This window comes from Spirillospora sp. NPDC046719, assembly GCF_040645715.1.
In the GTDB taxonomy this organism is placed as follows: Bacteria; Actinomycetota; Actinomycetes; order Streptosporangiales; family Streptosporangiaceae; genus Spirillospora.
On sequence record NZ_JBEYYT010000226.1, the window covers coordinates 1 to 15,032 of the forward strand.

The following is a 15,032-nucleotide window of genomic DNA, read 5'->3' on the forward strand; positions in this document are numbered from 1 at the left end:
GAACGGGGGACGCCCCCCCCCACCCCCCCCCGGCCGCGGGCGGCGACCCCGCCGGCGGCCCGCATGCCGGAAGTCACCACACAGAAAAGGCGGCCGCGATGCTCCAGATAACCGGCCTATCGCACTCCTACGCCGACGGGCACAAGGCCATCGACGGGCTGGACCTCACCGTCCCCGACGGCGAGCTGCTCAGCATCGTCGGCCCGTCCGGCTGCGGCAAGTCCACGCTGCTGCGCTGCATCGCGGGACTGATCGCGCCGACCGCCGGCACCCTCACCCTGAACGGCGCGCCGATCAGCGGCGTGCCCGACGACCTCGCCGTCGTGTTCCAGGACTACAGCCGCTCGCTGTTCCCCTGGCTGACCGTCCGCGACAACGTCGCGCTGCCGCTGCGGAGGCGCGGCATGGGACGCGCCGCGCGCCGCGCCGCCGCGCAGGAGGCGCTGGAGTCGGTCGGCCTGCCCGACGCGGGCCGCAAGTACCCCTGGCAGCTGTCCGGCGGCATGCAGCAGCGGGTGTCGATCGCCCGCGCCCTGGCCTACCGGCCGTCGCTGCTGCTGATGGACGAGCCGTTCGGGTCGGTGGACGCGCAGACCCGCGAGGACCTCGAAGACCTCGTGCTCGGCGTGCACCGCACCGGGAAGATGACGATCCTGCTGGTCACCCACGACATCGACGAGAGCGTCTACGTCGGTGACCGGGTGGTCGTGCTGAACCGGTCGCCGGCCCGCGTGCACGCCGACATCCCGGTCGGCCTGCCCGCGTCCCGGGACCAGATCGAGACCCGCGGGCTGCCCGAGTTCGTCCGGCTGCGCGCCGAGGTCGGACGGCTGGTCCGCGGCGGCGCCAAGGTGCCGGGCGCCGCGCCCGCGGACGCGGTGGACGCCCCGGCCGAGAAGGAGGGCCCGGCCAAGACGGACGCCCCGGCCAAGACGGACGCCCTGGCGAAGAACGAGGACGCCGCGGCCAAGGACGAGGCTCCGGCGAAGGCGGGTTCCGGGACCGCGTCCGAGAGGAAGCCGGCGGGCAAGACCAGGGGCAAGGCCGACCCGGCCTGACGAACGAGCGCCGCCACGAGCGGCCGTGAAACGAGAGCGGAGCGGGGGCCCGCACCTCCGGCCCCCGCTCCGGGAAATACGAAGGGCGATTCATGCGCGTACTCATCGTGGGGGCGGGGATCGGCGGGCTGACCACCGCGCTGAGCCTGCACGAGGCCGGGATCGAGGCGCTCGTCGTCGACTCGGTGCGGCGGCTGCGGCCGCTCGGCGTCGGCATCAACCTGCTGCCGCACGCGGTCCGCGAGCTGACCGAGCTCGGCCTCGGCGACGACCTCGCCGAGATCGGCATCCCGACCTCCGAGATGGTGCACTTCGACCGGTTCGGCGGGCGGATCTGGGGCGACCCGCGTGGCCGCGCGCTCGGCTACGACTGGCCGCAGTACTCCATCCACCGCGGCGAGCTGCAGATGGCGCTGCTCGACGCGGTGCTGACCCGGCTCGGCAAGGACGCCGTCCGCACCGGCACGGCGCTCGAACACTTCGAGCAGGAGGGCGGGCGGGTCCGGGCGCGCCTGCTCGACCGGGCGTCCGGCACCGCCGAGACCGTGGAGGCGGACGTGCTGATCGGTGCGGACGGGCTGCACTCGACGGTCCGCGCGCACCTGTACCCGGACGAGCCCGCGCCGCTGTGGAACGGCATCCGGATGTGGCGCGGCGTCACCGAGGGCGAGCCGTTCCTCACCGGCCGGACGCTGGCCGTCGCGGGCAGCAACGCCACCTCCAAGATGGTCGTGTACCCGATCTCGATGCGGGCCGAGCGGCGCGGGCGGGCGCTGCTGAACTGGGTGGCGGAGGTCAAGCTCGCCGACGACCGGCTCGACCGGACCGCCGACTGGAACCGGACGGGCCGGCTCGAGGACGTCCTTCCCCACTTCGAGGACTGGACGTTCGACTGGCTGGACGTCCCGGCGCTGATCAAGGGCTCCGAGGAGATCCTGGAGTACCCGATGGTGGACCGGGAGCCGCTGGACCGCTGGACGTTCGGCCGCGTCACGCTGCTCGGCGACGCGGCGCACCCGATGTACCCGATCGGCTCCAACGGCGGCTCCCAGGCCGTCCTGGACGCGCGGGTGCTGGCCTACGAGCTGGCCCGCGCCGCCGACCCGGGCGAGGGCCTGCTCGGCTACGAGCGGGAGCGCCGCGAGGCGGCCAACACGGTCGTCCTGGCCTGCCGCGACATGCCGGCGGAGCGGATCCTGCGGATGGTGAGCGAGCGCGCGCCGGACGGCTTCGACGCGATCGAGGACGTCCTGACCGCGGAGGAGCTGACCAAGATCACCGGCGCCTACCGCAAGACGTCGTTCGTCGACGCAGAGGCGCTCAACGGCCGCCCGTCGTACACCGTCGTCCGCTGATCCGCTGCGTAGGCGACGCCTGAGCCGGTGGGGCCCCGGGGTCAGTGCCCGGGGCCGCCGGAGGTCACGGCGGCCAGCAGAGTGTCGGCGGCGCGGGTGGCGCGGTCGTACAGCGACGGGTCGTCGTGGAGCAGCGCGTGGGCGGCGCCGGTGCGGCAGACGGCGTCCAGCTCGAAGGCGAGCTGCGGCACGTCGGCGGACGCGTCGATGTCGCCCCGGTCCCGCGCCTCGCGCAGGCAGCGCTCCAGGAAGGCCCGCCAGTCGCGCTGGGACGAGGCGATGGCGTCGCGGACGCGGCCTGGCCTGGCGTCGAACTCGGCCATCGTGGAGTGGAAGAAGCAGCCGCCCGGGAAGACGGGCTGCCGCTGGTAGCGCTGCCAGGCGTCCAGGAGCGCGCGGACCCGCCCGAGCCCCTCGGGGACGACGAGGGCGGGCTCCACGACGTGCTCGCGGAACACCTCGACGGCCTTGGCGACGGTCGCGAGCTGCAGCTCCTCCTTCGAGCCGAAGTGCGTGAAGACGCCGCTCTTGCTGATCCGCAGCTCGGTGGCGAGCCGGCCGATCGACAGTCCCTCCAGGCCCTCGGCCGAGGCGATGTCGGCGGCGCGGCCGAGGATGACCGCGCGCGTCCGCTCGCCCTTGAGGACGCGTCCGTCAGTGCTCACGCCTCTTAATCTGCACGACCGTTCGCGCAAAGTCAATCCGGTAAACCCCTTGACGGGAGGCTTGTCCAGAGAAGAGTGTACGACCGTTCGTTCTTTTCTGGAGGACCTTCCATGACCGCCACCACGGCGCCGCCCCTCACGACGGCCGCGCGGCGGGACGTGCCCTGGCTCGCCGCCGGCGCGACGTTCCTGGCCATGCTCGACGCCACCGTCGCCAACCTCGCCGTCCCCGATCTGCACGCCGACTTCCCGGACGCCTCGCTGTCCGGCCTGACCTGGATCGTCACCCTCTACGCGGTGCTGTTCGCGGCGCTGCTCGCCCCCGCCGGCCGCCTCGCCGACCTCGTCGGCCGCCGCTCGCTCTACCTGTGGGGCACCGGGCTGTTCACGCTCGCGTCCCTGGCCTGCGCCGCCGCGCCGAACGTGCCCGTCCTGCTCGCGACCCGCGGGGTGCAGGGCGCCGCCGCGGCCGCGATGATCCCGGCGTCGCTCGCCCTGCTGCTCCACGACACCCCCGTCGCGCGGCGCGCGGGCGCCATCGGGCTGTGGAGCGCGGCGGGCGCGTTCGCCGCCGCCGTCGGCCCCGGCCTCGGCGGGGTCCTCGTGGATCAGTTCGGCTGGCGGGCGCTGTTCGTCATCAACGTCCCGTTCGGCCTGGTGATGCTGCTCGGCGGGCTGCGGCTGCCGCGCACCGCGGGCACCGCCGGGCGGCTGCCCGACCTCGCCGGGACGGTCCTGCTCGGCGCCGGCGTCGGCGGCATCGCGCTCGGCGTCACCCAGGCCGGCGACTGGTCCTGGACCGACGCCCGCACGCTCGCGCTGCTGCTCGGCGGCGCCGCCCTCGCCGCCCTGGCGCTGTGGCGGTCGGCCCGGCACCCGGTGCCCGCCCTGGAGATCGGGATGTGGCGCGCCCGCGGGTTCGCCCTCGCCAACGCCGCCTCGTTCCTGTACGGGACGGCGCTGTACTCCTGGCTGCTGCTCGGCGTCCTCTACCTGACCGGCGAGTGGCACTACTCGATCCTCAAGGCCGGGCTCGCCTCGACGCCCGGCGCGTTCACCGCCACCGCCGCGGCGGTCGCGATGGGCCGCCTCACCGGCCGCATCGGCGTCCGTCCCGCCGTGTCGGGCGGCGCCCTGATCATGGTGGCCGCGGGGATCTGGGCGGTCGCCGGGCTGCCGGCCGAGCCGCACTTCCTCACCTTCTGGATGCCGCTCGGCCTGCTGGCCGGGACGGGCATGGGGATGGTCACCACCGGCACCGCGTCCGCCGCCGCGCTGTCGGCCGGCCCGCAGCGGTTCGCGGGCGCGACCGGCCTCAACACCACCGCCCGCCAGCTCGGCGGCGCGCTCGGCATCGCGGCGCTCGCCGCGATGCTGCCGGACCGCGCGGTGCACGGCGACTACACCGCGGTCTACCTGTTCTGCACCCTCGCCGCCGCGGGCGCCGGCCTCGCGGGGGCGTTCCTGACCGTCCGCCCGAGCACGTCCTGATGGGAGACGACATGACCGAGACGACGCCCGCGAGCACGGCCGCGGAGCCCCTGACCGAGTGGACCGACCCCGCCGTGCTGACCGCCGCCGAGGCCGCCGCGCTGCTGGCCGACGCACCGTGGAAGAGGATGGTGACGGTCGGCGACAGCGTCGCCGAGGGCGTCCGCGAACCGGTGCCCGGACCCCGCCCCCTGCCCGGCCCCCCCCGCGACGCGGAGGCCCTGGGCGCGGGGGCGGACGGCAACACCGCCCACACCCACGCCCCCCCCGACCTCGTCGCGGCGCGGGTCGCCGCCGAGCAGCTCGGGCCCGCCCTGGAGTTCGGGCCCGACCTGGCGTTCGTGGTGGCGGGCGGCAACGACATGCTCCGCCCGCACTTCGACGAGGACGAGGTGCGGCGCGAGCTGGCCGCGATGGTCCGCGCGTTCCGGTCCGCCGGCGCGGACGTCGCCACGATCGGGCTGCTGGACATCACCGCCGCGGGACTCGGCCCGGCCCGCTTCCGGGAGGTGCTGTCGGCGCGCACGCGGCGGCTGAACGAGCTGGCCGCCGAGGTCGCCGCCGAGCACGGCGCCTGCCACGTCGACAACCCGCCCGGCCACCCCGTCGCGGCCGACCCCGGCATCTACAGCACCGACCGGCTCCACCTCAACGCCCGGGGGCACGCGTTCGCCGCCGCGAACACGGTCCGCGCGCTCGCCGCTCACTTGGCGTCGGCGTAGCGGTCCACCACCGCGATCTCCATCGGGAAGGCGACGGGCGTCGCGCCGAACAGCAGCCGCCGCGCCTCCTCGGCGGAGGCGCGGACGGCGTCGGTCACGGCGTCCGCGAGCTCCGCCGGCGCGTGCACGATGACCTCGTCGTGCTGGAAGAACACCAGGCGGGGCGGGCCGAGCGCGGTGAGGCGGCGGCGCAGCGAGCCGAGCAGGGCGAGGGCCCAGTCGGCCGCCGTCGCCTGCACGACGAAGTTGCGGGTGAAGCGGCCCCGGCTGCGCAGCGCCTGCGCGGCCGTCGCCGGACGCCGCGCCCCCTCCGCCGCCGCGGCCGGGTCGGCCGGGTCGCCCTCGTCGTCGGCGGCCAGCGACAGCTCGCGCCAGCCCGCCGACGGCGGCGGGCACGTCCGGCCGAGCAGCGACCGGACGAGCCGCCCCCGCTCCCCCGCGCGGGCGGCGGCCTCGACGTACTCGAACGCGTCGGGGAACCGGCTCTTCAGCACGCCGAGCAGCTGCACGGCCTCGCCCGTCCCGCCGCCGTACATCGCCGACAGCAGCGCGAGCTTGGCCTTCGCGCGCGCGGACAGCCCGCCCGTCGCCTCGTCCGACCGGAACGCGTCGGACAGCGCCTCGTAGAGGTCGCCGTGGGCGGCCGCGTCGGCGAACGCGCGGTCGCCCGCCAGGGCCGCGAGGACGCGCGGTTCCAGCTGCGCCGCGTCCGCCACCACCAGGCACCAGCCGGGGTCGGCGACGACGGCCCTGCGCAGCACGCGCGGGATCTGCAGCGCGCCCCCGCCGTTGGTCGCCCACCGCCCGGACACCACGCCGCCCACCACGTACTCGGGGCGGAACCGCCCGCCGCGCACCCACGTGTCGAGCCACGCCCAGCCGTGCGCGGCGTGCAGGCGCGCGAGCTCCTTGTACTCCAGCAGCAGCGGGACGGCCGGATGGTCGACGCGCTTCAGCACGTGCGCGCGGGTGGACGGGATCGGCAGGCCCGCCGCCGCGAACGCCTTGAGGATCTGCGCCGGGGAGTCGGGGTTGACGTGCGTGCGCGGGCCGAACGCGGCGCCGATCCGGTCGGCGAGCTCCTGCAGCCGGCGCGGGCGCAGCCCGCCGGACGGGCGCGGGCCGAGCAGCTCGGTGAGCAGCGCGTCGTGCTCGGCGGCCGACCAGGGCAGCCCGTCGTGGCCCAGCTCTGCGGCCACCAGCGAGCCCGCGGACTCGGCGGCGGCGAGCAGCGCGAACCCGTCCAGCCCGGCGACGGCGCGCTGCTGCGCGGCGTGCACCTCGACGACCTGCCCGAGGTCGTCGGACGGCGCTGCCCGCTCGCCGTCGTCATCGTCGCCGAACAGCGACGCCTGCGCGGCGTGCGCCGGCACCTCCTGCGACGGCGGCGGGTCGGGCGGAACGGGCAGCCCGTGCAGCCGCGCCCACGCCGCCCGCACCGAGCGCGGCTCACCGTAGCGGCCGGCGTGCCCCAGCAGCAGGTTCTCGACGAGTTCGAGGTCGTGGCAGCGCGCGACCCGGACGCCGGCCCGCAGCAGCCGCGGGTACAGCCGGGCGCTGGACGCCCACACCCAGCGCGGCGCGTCCGCGCGCTCGCGGGCGGCGATCTCGCCGGCCAGGTCGGCGACGGCGTACGCGGGCCCGGCGGGCGAGCCGTCCTCGTCCAGCGGCCGCAGTTCGCCCCCGTCCCCCGCCCCGGCGGCCACCGCGATCCTCACCCGCCCATTCTCGCCCCCGGGTACGACAGAACCCCCTCCGCGTGGGGCGGAGGGGGTTCGGAGCCGTTCCAGGAGGCCAGGGCCGGGGCCCCCTTGCGGGGTTGGAGCGGGTCAGGTCAGGCGACCAGGGAGACCTGCTGGCCCGCCGGGGTCTCGCCGTAGCGGTCGACGACCTTGTTGAGCTGGAGCTGGTAGTACAGGACACCGAAGCCGAGGATGCCGAGCAGGAAGCCCATGCCTCCGCTGCAGGTCGCGGGCAGGCCCGCGGCGCGCTGCGCCTGGGCGATGCGCCCGCCGAGCTTGCACCACACGACGAGCGGCCAGATGCCGAGGGTGACGAAGCCGAAGATCATCGACAGCAGCGCGCCGGTGGCGGCGTCGTCGATGCGGCGGTCGTAGTTGTGCAGCTCGCTGTGGACCTTGAACATCCAGACGAGCCCGTAGACGCCGAGCGTGATCATCGGCAGTCCGAGCCAGGCGCCGACGGGGTTGCGGCGCTTCATGTTGTAGCCGGCGCCGCGCGCGACGGCCTGCTGCTGCTGTTGCTGTGCCGGGGCGGGCGAGTAGCCGCCCTGGTAGCCCTGCTGCTGTTGCTGCTGCTGGTAAGGCTGGCCCTGACCCTGCTGGGGGTAACTCATCGAGTCGCTCTCCTGGGGACGCGGTCGTTCTCCGGCCGACCGTCCGTTACCGGTCACCTGGTCGGTGAGCTGAGACTGTAACGGCATTACGGCACGTCGCGCGGCAAATCGACGTATTTTGTCGACATTTCTGGCGGATTCTCCAATCCCCCCGTCACTCCCGCCTCACCGGAGCGGGATCGTCACCTCGTCCTCGACCGGCGGCGCCGCCTCCTGGTCGCCGCAGCCGGTCGCGGCGTAGCAGCGGACGCGGAGCTCCGACGCGGTCACGTCCAGCCGCAGGAAGCTCTTGAAGAACGGCGGGCTGTCCCAGTCGGCCATCTCCGAGCGGAACCGCTGCGGCATCCGCCGCACCGGCAGCCGCAGGAAGCGGGGACGCCGCCGGGCGCCCCGCGGAACGCCCAGGACGAACGCGACGAACCGGGCGCGGCGGGACGGCTGGAGCCCGTCGTAGGCGCGTCCCGGCTCGATCCCCACCCGCGACCGGATGACGGCGGTGGCCTCCTCCGGGGTGAGGTCGAACAGCCCCGGCATCCGGGTCCACCGCCCGTACAGTTGGCTGTAGCGCGACAGCGAGTCGCCCCGCAGCGGGTAGCAGCGGAAGTCCTTCTCCTCCACCACCCCGGCGCGCGGGATCGTGTGCGTCGCGTGCATGAACGCCCCGCCGCCGCCCGACACGACGTACTGGATGACGCGCCCGGTCGCGTCCACCTTCACCGGGTAGCGCTGGTAGTTGTGGATGTCGCCGCCGACCGCGAGCACGTAGTTGTGCGCCGGGTCGCGGACGATCTCGTCGACCGTCCCGCCGCCCTCGATGGGCCCGGGGTGGTGCTCGTCGTCCACGTACAGCGGCTTGCCCGTGACCAGCATCTTCGGTTTGGGGCCCGCGGAGACCCCGCGCAGCCATTCGCCCTGCTCGCGGTCGATGCCGCCGGTGATCCCGGTGTCGATGCCGATGATGCGCAGCGACGGCGTGTCGATCGCCCAGTACGGTCCGGGCTGGACGGCCTGCTGGTCCGGCGCGCCGCGGTACAGGGATCGGGCCTCCGAGAGCGCACGCCGGTCGACCTTCCCCGAGTGCCGCCAGAACAGGCGCGGGATGAACGACAGCGGCCCCCTCCAGTGGGGCGAGCAGTCCGCGTCCAGGCCGCAGAACACGTGCAGGAACCCGCGGAGCCCGTCGTACCAGTCGTGGTTGCCCGGGACGGCGTAGATGGGCGCGGGGTAGTCCCGGTAGGGGCGGTAGAACTTCTCGGGGTAGTCGCCCGCGTCGCCGGTGGGGTAGATGACGTCGCTCGCGACCACCATGAAGTCGGTGCCCGCGGTGGCGTGCAGCAGCGGCGGCACCACGGCGTACTGCGACCGGTCGCCCTCGCCCGTGTCGCCCAGGAGGGCGAAGGAGAACTCCTCTTCCGGGCGGTGGACGGTGAACGCCGCGGGGGTCCCGCGTTCCCGGAGGGCGGCCACGGCCCGGCGGCGGATCGCGTTGGACGGGTCGCCGAACAGCCGCGCGACCACGTCGTTGCGGGACCGCCACAGCACCTTCGGGCGGCGCCAGGAGAAGTCGGGGACGTGCTCGGGCAGCAGATCGCGGAACGTGCCCGGCGTGCGGCACACCCAGCCGGCGCCCGCCTCGGACGCGCGGGAGTTCTCGGGGGCGGCGGCTTGCTCGGCGCACAAGGGGGGCCTCCGGCGGGGGTGAGGGGGGCTCCCAGCCTGTCCGGAGGCGATCTGGGGCGTCAAGCGACATCGCCGTGGAGGGACGGCGTGTCGCTCGGGCGGGTCGTTCAGGCGGCGCCGAAGGAGCGGGGGTCGCCGGACGGGACGATCTCGCGGCCGAGGGGCAGCAGCGAGATCGGGATCAGCTTGAAGTTGGCGATGCCGAACGGGATGCCGATGATCGTGACGCAGAGCGCGATCCCGGTGAACAGGTGGCCGAGGGCGAGCCACCAGCCCGCCACGATCACCCAGATGACGTTCCCGATCGCCGAGCCCGCGCCGGCGTCGCGGCGGCGCGCCACGGTGTAGCCGAAGGGCCAGAGCGTGTACATCGCGATCCGGAACGCGGCGATGCCGAAGGGGATCGTGATGATGAGCACGCAGCAGATGACGCCGGCGATCGCGTACCCGATCGCCAGCCAGAGGCCCGAGAACACGAGCCAGATCAGATTGAGGAGGGTGCGCACCGGCTCAGCCTAGGCTCGGGCCGTCCGCGCGGGAACGGGGCGCGCCGGGGCGCGTCCGGCGGTGAGGCTCCGGATCGGCACCGGGCGAACCGGACCGAGCCGGAACCGGACCGTGGTGGGCGCCGGCGCCACCCCCAGAGACGCCGGCGCCACCACGCGGAGGGCGCCTGCGGCCATCATGAGTCCCCCCAGAACGGCGAGCGATCGCCTTCTCATGATGCCTCCACAGACGACCCCAAGGTCCCGAAAGCGGGACGTAATTGACGCTATACGGAGGGCCGTAATGGGTGTGTAAACCGCCCCAAACGAGGGTCCAAAAACCGTGGATCAGGCGTCCGCGCAGGTGGGACGCCCTTTCGGCGGGCCCGGAATCGCCGTTCTACGGGGCGAGGGCGCGCGCGTCTACGGGGCGAGGACGCGGAGCGCCCCCGGCATCACCTTCGCGGTCACCGGGAGCACGCCCGGCAGCTCCCCGTCCGCGCCGTACGGCAGCGTCCGGCCGGGCGGCCCGGCCAGCTCGATCCGCACCTCGCGGCCGCGCAGCACCTCCACCTGGGGCCGCCGGACGTGCGTGCCGGCCTCCAGCTCCCGCATCACCGCGAAGAACAGCAGCCGGGAGGCGTTGCGGACGAGCACCACGTCGAGCAGGCCGTCGTCCACGCGGGCGTCCGGCGCGACGTGCTTGCCGAACCCGTAGTAGCCGGAGTTCGCGGCGACGACGGTGTAGCCCTCGCGGCGGTGCTCCTCGCCGTCCACGATCACCCGGTAGTCGGCCGCGCGCCAGGAGGCGATCGCGCGCAGCGCCCCGACGTAGTAGGCAGCCGACCCGCGCAGCAGCCGGGTCTTGTTGGCGTTGGCGTTGGCGACGGCGTCCACGCCCGCGTAGACGCTGCCGAGCACGGGGGTGCCGTTGGCCTCGATCGCGTCGACCGCGCGGGGCTCCCCGTCCAGCAGCAGCGGGGCGAGCCGCTCCGGGTCGGCCGGGACCCCGAGCTGGCGGGCGAAGTCGTTGCCGCGCCCGGCGGGCACGATGCCGAAGACGGCGCCGGTGCCGGCGAGCGCGCCGCCGACGCAGCCGATCATGCCGTCGCCGCCGACGCCGAGCACCACGCGGCCGGCCTCGGCGGCGTCGCGGGCGACGGTGCGCGCGTGGTCCAGGCCGCGGCTGTACTCGACGGCGACCTCCGCGCCGGCCTCGCGCAGCAGCCGGGCGAGCGGGATCAGCGAGGACGCGGACGCCGATCCGCCGGCGGCCGGGTTGACGATCGCGGTGAAGACGCGGGGGGTGGTCATGGCGGCTACTCCCCGGCGGCCGGCGGGACGAGGACGCCGGGGTTGAGGATCCCGGCCGGGTCGAGGCGGTCCTTCACGGCCCGCAGGATCGCGGCGCCGAGCGGGCCGATCTCCCGGGCGTACCAGTCGCGGTGGTCGGTGCCCACGCCGTGATGATGGCTGATCGTCCCGCCCGCGTCGATGATCGCGTCGGAGGCGGCCCGCTTCGCGCCGTCCCAGTGCGCCACGGGATCGTCGCCCTGCGCGGAGACGACCGTGAAGTACAGCGAGGCGCCCGCCGGGTAGACGTGCGAGATGTGGCACATGACCAGCGGCGGCGTGCCGGCCGCGGACAGCGTGCCGATCAGCGCGCGGCGGACGGCCTCGTACAGCTTCGGGACGTCGCTCCAGAACGCCGCCGTCTCCAGCGTCTCGGCGAACGCGCCGACGTCGAGGAGCGCGTCGCGCAGGTAGGGGGCGCTGAAGCGGCCGTGCCGCCACTTCTCCCCCGGTCCGGCGCCGAGCGGCTCGCCGCCCGCCTCCCGCAGCGCGGCGGCGGTCCGGGCCCGGCGTTCGGCGATCTCCTCGGCGGTGCCCTCGTAGCCGAGGACGGCGAGGCATCCGGCGGCGGCCGAGCCGTCGCCGATGGCGGCCGGGTCGGCGAGCCCGATCATGGTCTCGGTCTCGTCGGACAGCCGCAGCACCACGGGGAGCGGGCCGTCCTGGGCGAGGCGGCGCAGCGCGGCGGCGCCGTCGGCGAACGACGCGAACCGCCAGCCCTCGTACGCTCGCTCCGGCGGGACGGGCCGGATCCGCACGGTCACCGAGGTGATCACGCCGAACGCGCCCTCGGAGCCGAGGACGAGCTGGCGCAGGTCCGGCCCGGCGGCCGACTTCGGCGCCCGGCCGAGCTCCAGGGTGCCCTCCGGCGTGGCGACGGTGAGGCCGGTGACCATGTCGTCGAACCGGCCGTACCCGGCGGAGGCCTGCCCGCTGGAGCGGGCGGCGGCGAACCCGCCGATCGTCGCCCACTCGAACGACTGCGGGAAGTGCCCGAGCGTGTAGCCGCGCTCGCCCAGGAGCTCCTCGGCCCGCAGGGCGAGCATGCCCGGCTGCAGGACGGCCGTCCGGGACACCTCGTCGAGGGCGACCAGGGCGTCCATCCGGCGCAGGTCGAGGGCGACGAACGCGTCCACCCCCTCGGGGGCCAGCCCGCCGACGACCGAGGTGCCGCCGCCGAACGGGACGACCGCGACGCGCCGCTCCGCGCAGGCCCGCAGCACCGCGAGGACCTCGTCGTGGGAGCCGGGCAGCACGACGGCGTCGGGCGCGTCGGAGGTCTCGCCGGCGCGGATGCGCACCAGGTCGGGGGTCGACTTGCCGCGGGTGTGCCGGACGCGGGACTCGGTGTCGGTGCGGACGTGCTCCGCGCCGACCGCCGCCGCGAGAGCGGCGAGGGCGTCCTCGCCGAGCCTGGGGGCGGCGACCTCGATCGCGTCGAGGGCGACGGGGGCCGCGTCGCCGGTCTTCACGCCGAGCAGGTCGCGCAGGAGCCCGACCATCGGCTCCGGCAGCGGCGCGGCCTGGGCGGGGTCGCCCCAGCCGCTCCACAGCATGTCCTGCCTCCGCCCGGTGCCGGCCGTTCCCGTGCCAGCCGTTTCCGTGCCCGCCGTCCCAGTGCTGGTAGTCAAGGCGCCTCCCCTTCACCGGGCCGCTCCCGGCACCGTTTTCCGTCCGCCTGTGTTCCCGTCCGCCCGTCGCGTGGGCTTACACTGTGACACATGACGTCGAATCGTCACAACAGGACGGCGGCCCGGACCGCCGACGACGCGGTGCTGGACGCCGCCCGCGACTGCGTGCTGGCGGTCGGGGTGCGCCGCACCACGCTGACCGACATCGCGCGCCGCGCCGGGGTCTCCCGCATGACGCTGTACCGCCGCTGGCCGGACGTCCGCACGATCGTGGCCGACCTGATGACCCGCGAGTGGACCGCGATCGGCACCGCGGTGCAGCCCGCCGAGGACGGCCGCCCGGTCCGGCCCCTGCTGGTGGACGGCCTGGTCACCGGCGTCCGCATGTTCCGCGACCACCCGCTGCTCCGCAAGATCGTCGAGGTCGACCCGGAGGCGCTGCTGCCCTACCTGCTGGACCGCTGCGGCGCCAGCCAGCAGGCCTTCCTCGAGATCTTCGAGGAGGCGCTCGCCGCCGGGCACGCCGACGGGACCGTCCGCGTGGACCACCCCGGCCGGCAGGCGCGCGCGCTGCTGCTGGTCGTGCAGTCCTTCGGGCTGTCCGCGCAGATCGTGATCGACGAGACCGACCCCGAGCTCCCCTCCGACGCCTTCGACGCCGAACTCCGGCACATCCTGGAGAGGATGCTCTCGCCGTGACCTCCGCCGCCGCGCCGCCGCCCTCGGCGTCGCTCACCGCCGCCCGCCGCGAGCGCGAGCTCGCCGCCCTCCCCGACGAGGTCGTGGACGTCCTGGTCGTCGGGCTGGGCGCGACCGGCGCCGGCGCCGCGCTGGACGCCGCGTCCCGGGGCCTGTCGGTCGCCGCGATCGACGCGCACGACCTGGCCTTCGGCACGTCCCGGTGGAGCTCCAAGCTGATCCACGGCGGGCTGCGCTACCTGGCGTCCGGGCAGGTGGACGTGGCGCACGAGAGCGCCGTCGAGCGCGGCGTGCTGATGTGCCGGACCGCCCCGCACCTGGTGCGCGCCCTGCCGTTCGTGCTGCCGCTGACGCCGCTGGTGTCGCGGTCGCAGGCGGCGGTGTCGCGGGCGGGGCTGCTGGCCGGGGACGCGCTCCGGCTGGCCGCCCGCACCCCCCGCTCGGTGCTGCCCGGCCCGCGCCGGCTGTCGCCGGTGGAGACGCTGCGGCTCGCGCCCGCGCTGCGCCCGTACGGGCTGCGCGGCGGCCTGCTGTCGTGGGACGGGCAGCTCGCCGACGACGCGCGCCTGGTCACGGCCATCGCGCGGACCGCCGCCGCGCACGGCGCCCGCATCCTGACCCGCTGCCGGGCGGTCGAGCTGACCGGATCCGGCGCGCTCGTCCGCGACGAGCTCACCGGCCGGGAGATCGCCGTCCGGGCCCGCGCGGTGGTCAACGCGGCGGGCGTCTGGGCGGGCGGGCTGGTGGACGGGGTGCGGCTGCGCCCGTCCCGGGGGACGCACCTGGTGCTGCGCGCGGAGGCGCTGGGCGACCTCGCCGCCGGGATGCACGTGCCGATCCCCGGCGCGACCAGCCGGTTCATGCTGGTGATCCCGCAGGGCGACGGCCGCGTCTACGTGGGGCTGACCGACGAGCCGGCGGACGGCCCGATCCCCGACGTGCCGGAGCCGACGCCCGGCGAGATCGGCTTCCTGCTGGACATCCTCGGGTCGGCGCTGGACGTGCCGGTGCGGCGCGCGGAGGTGCTGGGCGCGTTCGCCGGGCTCCGCCCGCTGCTGGACGGCGGCGACGGGGCCACCGCGGACCTGTCCCGCCGGCACGCCGTGCTGACCTCGCGGGACGGCGTGGTGACGATCGTCGGGGGGAAGCTGACGACGTACCGGCGGATGGCGCAGGACGCCGTGGACGCGGCCGTCGCGGGCCGCGGCCTGGCCGCGGGGCCGAGCCGCACCGCGTCGCTGCCGCTGGTCGGTGCGGCGTCACGGGACCGGCTGGACGCGCTGGACGCGCCGCGCCGCCTCGTCCAGCGCTACGGGACGGAGGCGCCGCTGCTGGCCGCGCTGGGGAGGGACGACCCGGCGCTGCTGGAGCCGGTCGTGCCCGGGCTGCCGGTGCTCGGCGTGGAGCTGGCGTGGGGGGCGCTGCACGAGGGCGCCTTGGACGCCGGGGACCTGCTGGACCGGCGCACCCGCGTCGGGCTGGTGGCCGCGGACCGCGCCGCCGCCCTGCCGGCGGCGGAGTCGCTCCACACCCGCAC

13 protein-coding genes are annotated in these 15,032 nt (G+C 75.5%); 6 read left to right on the forward strand and 7 right to left on the reverse strand.

The genetic code is table 11. The annotated features are described in order from the left end of the window. The first annotated feature begins 98 nt into the window (after positions 1-98). Complete coding sequence (locus tag ABZ914_RS31115; protein ID WP_500197561.1) at positions 99-1,058, forward strand: ABC transporter ATP-binding protein; 960 nt, start codon at positions 99-101, stop codon at positions 1,056-1,058. 92 nt (positions 1,059-1,150) lie between these two features. Beyond that, positions 1,151-2,413: a flavin-dependent oxidoreductase gene (locus ABZ914_RS31120; RefSeq protein ID WP_500197563.1), complete on the forward strand. Its 1,263-nt coding sequence runs from the start codon at positions 1,151-1,153 to the stop codon at positions 2,411-2,413. Positions 2,414-2,454: 41 nt separating this feature from the next. On the opposite strand, the gene ABZ914_RS31125 is transcribed toward ABZ914_RS31120, so the two are convergent. Further along, the gene (locus ABZ914_RS31125) at positions 2,455-3,078 is read right to left on the reverse strand and encodes a TetR/AcrR family transcriptional regulator (RefSeq protein ID WP_500197565.1); all 624 of its coding nucleotides are present in this window, start codon (positions 3,076-3,078) and stop codon (positions 2,455-2,457) included. 111 nt (positions 3,079-3,189) lie between these two features. On the opposite strand from ABZ914_RS31125, the gene ABZ914_RS31130 reads away from it, so the two are divergent. Both ABZ914_RS31130 and ABZ914_RS31135 read left to right on the forward strand, forming a co-directional pair. Beyond that, positions 3,190-4,569, forward strand: a complete 1,380-nt coding sequence (locus ABZ914_RS31130) for an MFS transporter (RefSeq protein WP_500197567.1) — start codon at positions 3,190-3,192, stop codon at positions 4,567-4,569. An 11-nt stretch (positions 4,570-4,580) separates the two neighbouring features. Continuing rightward, positions 4,581-5,291, forward strand: coding sequence for an SGNH/GDSL hydrolase family protein (locus tag ABZ914_RS31135; protein WP_500197568.1), 711 nt, complete (start codon positions 4,581-4,583; stop codon positions 5,289-5,291). On the opposite strand, the gene ABZ914_RS31140 is transcribed toward ABZ914_RS31135, so the two are convergent. From ABZ914_RS31140 to ABZ914_RS31165, 6 genes are all read right to left on the reverse strand, one after another. Then, positions 5,273-7,009 (reverse strand): bifunctional 3'-5' exonuclease/DNA polymerase, encoded by a 1,737-nt coding sequence (locus tag ABZ914_RS31140; protein WP_500197569.1) that lies wholly within the window; start codon positions 7,007-7,009, stop codon positions 5,273-5,275. The two genes, ABZ914_RS31135 and ABZ914_RS31140, sit on opposite strands and share 19 nt — an antisense overlap. A gap of 116 nt (positions 7,010-7,125) precedes the next feature. Further along, positions 7,126-7,647 carry a DUF4234 domain-containing protein gene (locus ABZ914_RS31145; protein ID WP_500197571.1) on the reverse strand — a complete coding sequence of 174 codons (522 nt, stop codon included), beginning with the start codon at positions 7,645-7,647 and terminating at the stop codon, positions 7,126-7,128. Between the two features lie 165 nt (positions 7,648-7,812). Further along, entirely contained in the window at positions 7,813-9,327 is a 1,515-nt protein-coding gene (locus ABZ914_RS31150; RefSeq protein ID WP_500197572.1) for a metallophosphoesterase family protein, read from the reverse strand. A gap of 107 nt (positions 9,328-9,434) precedes the next feature. Beyond that, positions 9,435-9,833 (reverse strand): YccF domain-containing protein, encoded by a 399-nt coding sequence (locus ABZ914_RS31155; protein ID WP_500197573.1) that lies wholly within the window; start codon positions 9,831-9,833, stop codon positions 9,435-9,437. Positions 9,834-10,235: 402 nt separating this feature from the next. Then, the gene (locus ABZ914_RS31160; RefSeq protein WP_387023805.1) at positions 10,236-11,126 is read right to left on the reverse strand and encodes a diacylglycerol/lipid kinase family protein; all 891 of its coding nucleotides are present in this window, start codon (positions 11,124-11,126) and stop codon (positions 10,236-10,238) included. Positions 11,127-11,131: 5 nt separating this feature from the next. Beyond that, positions 11,132-12,721 (reverse strand): FAD-binding oxidoreductase, encoded by a 1,590-nt coding sequence (locus ABZ914_RS31165; protein ID WP_500197574.1) that lies wholly within the window; start codon positions 12,719-12,721, stop codon positions 11,132-11,134. A 165-nt stretch (positions 12,722-12,886) separates the two neighbouring features. On the opposite strand from ABZ914_RS31165, the gene ABZ914_RS31170 reads away from it, so the two are divergent. Then, positions 12,887-13,495 (forward strand): TetR/AcrR family transcriptional regulator, encoded by a 609-nt coding sequence (locus ABZ914_RS31170; protein ID WP_500197576.1) that lies wholly within the window; start codon positions 12,887-12,889, stop codon positions 13,493-13,495. Continuing rightward, a partial coding sequence (locus ABZ914_RS31175; RefSeq protein ID WP_500197577.1) for a glycerol-3-phosphate dehydrogenase/oxidase occupies positions 13,492-15,032 on the forward strand: 1,541 nt, incomplete at its 3' end. The genes ABZ914_RS31170 and ABZ914_RS31175, both read left to right, overlap by 4 nt.

Excerpts from the sequence above, each read along its gene's own strand:
- ABZ914_RS31170 (WP_500197576.1), top strand. The coding sequence starts at position 12,887 with ATGACGTCGAATCGTCACAACAGGACGGCGGCCCGGACCGCCGACGAC.
- ABZ914_RS31160 (WP_387023805.1), bottom strand. The coding sequence starts at position 11,126 with ATGACCACCCCCCGCGTCTTCACCGCGATCGTCAACCCGGCCGCCGGC.
- ABZ914_RS31145 (WP_500197571.1), bottom strand. The coding sequence starts at position 7,647 with ATGAGTTACCCCCAGCAGGGTCAGGGCCAGCCTTACCAGCAGCAGCAA.
- ABZ914_RS31130 (WP_500197567.1), top strand. The coding sequence starts at position 3,190 with ATGACCGCCACCACGGCGCCGCCCCTCACGACGGCCGCGCGGCGGGAC.
- ABZ914_RS31165 (WP_500197574.1), bottom strand. The coding sequence starts at position 12,721 with ATGCTGTGGAGCGGCTGGGGCGACCCCGCCCAGGCCGCGCCGCTGCCG.
- ABZ914_RS31120 (WP_500197563.1), top strand. The coding sequence starts at position 1,151 with ATGCGCGTACTCATCGTGGGGGCGGGGATCGGCGGGCTGACCACCGCG.
- ABZ914_RS31115 (WP_500197561.1), top strand. The coding sequence starts at position 99 with ATGCTCCAGATAACCGGCCTATCGCACTCCTACGCCGACGGGCACAAG.
- ABZ914_RS31135 (WP_500197568.1), top strand. The coding sequence starts at position 4,581 with ATGACCGAGACGACGCCCGCGAGCACGGCCGCGGAGCCCCTGACCGAG.